General features: G+C 61.1%; 2 protein-coding genes. Both read left to right on the top strand.

Translation table 11 applies throughout. The annotated features are described in order from the left end of the window. Positions 1 to 141 precede the first annotated feature (141 nt). The gene (locus GY937_25170) at positions 142 to 270 is read left to right on the top strand and encodes a PEP-CTERM sorting domain-containing protein (protein ID MCP5060007.1); all 129 of its coding nucleotides are present in this window, start codon (positions 142 to 144) and stop codon (positions 268 to 270) included. A gap of 90 nt (positions 271 to 360) precedes the next feature. Further along, positions 361 to 588: a hypothetical protein gene (locus tag GY937_25175; protein MCP5060008.1), complete on the top strand. Its 228-nt coding sequence runs from the start codon at positions 361 to 363 to the stop codon at positions 586 to 588. Positions 589 to 1,149: the final 561 nt, after the last annotated feature.

Genomic DNA, 1,149 nt, shown 5'->3' on the forward strand with positions numbered 1-1,149 from the left:
ACACTACCTCGCGGCTCTCGATCGCGAACTCGACACCGATCCGACCGACACCGATTCGCCGTTCTGACGAGAAACCAGCACTCGCGCGCGACCACGGCTAGATGATCAGATTTCTACGGTTTCTCGTGATCGCCAACAGGTATTGGTTCCGGTACGGGGTCTTTCTCTCTGGTCACCACCACGACCCCTCCGGTTCCAGAGCCCGGCACGGTTCTGTTCTTGGCTGCCGGCCTGGTAGCGGCTGGCGTGCTCCGACGATCACTCGGCTGACGGCGGAGCTGACTGAATTGGCGGCAGCGTCCGCGCGAAAAACGTCGACGCTGCCGCCATTGTCCGGCAGGAGTGGCTAGGGTTCGAAGCATGATCCACCCCTACTCGAACGAGACGCAGACCCGCTGGGATCGTGGCGACTTCAAGGTTCAGCTGAATCAGCCGAGCAACTCGCGTCCAATCGGCTTTTGCGACGGGTCCGACGCCGATCTTGCGGAACTTCGGGAACGCGCCGAGTCGGAAGGCGCCGACGAGGTGCGCATCGAGAAGAAGGTGATGAAGTCCGGTCGCGAGACCTGGACCCTCCTCGGCGCCTGATCTTCCGCGGGTGCACGCCACGACGAGACGTCAATGCGACGTCACACCCGACGGGGCCTTCTCGCTGCTCCCGTAACTGACTGAACTCGCGAACCTTTCCGCCAGGAGAGGTGGCCGAGTGGTTGAAGGCAGCGGTCTTGAAAACGGGATCGAACTCCTGTGATTTCAGCTACTTCCGCGAGTTGCGTCGGGGCGGAACCGCATGGAACCGCTCGAAACGGACAAGATTGACGTCGCCAGCGACGTCAATCGCAAACGCTTGAGAGAGAGCATCAGGCTTCGAACCTGGGGGTCGGGGGTTCGAATCCTGGAAGGTGCGCGGGTTGCCTTGCGGGACTTCTCGCATTCGTTCTGAGATTCCTTGTTGCCAACTATTCGCCAAGTCGACTTCGCGGGACCGGCGGACGAATATTGAGAACCGAGTGCGTCCAGCTTAAGGCTGGCGCATCCAGCGGGAGCCAGTCCCGCCAGGGCAGGAGTCAGGAGCCCTGTAGCTTGGGTCGCAGACAGGAGGGAAACCGAATGATCTGAAGCCGACCGACAAAGCCATCTATAGGATGG

The sequence above is a fragment of the bacterium genome, assembly GCA_024228115.1.
Classification (GTDB): Bacteria; Myxococcota_A; UBA9160; order UBA9160; family UBA6930.

What these genes read in the sequence shown, in the direction of transcription:
- GY937_25175 (MCP5060008.1), top strand. Translation starts at nt 361, where the DNA reads ATGATCCACCCCTACTCGAACGAGACGCAGACCCGCTGGGATCGTGGC.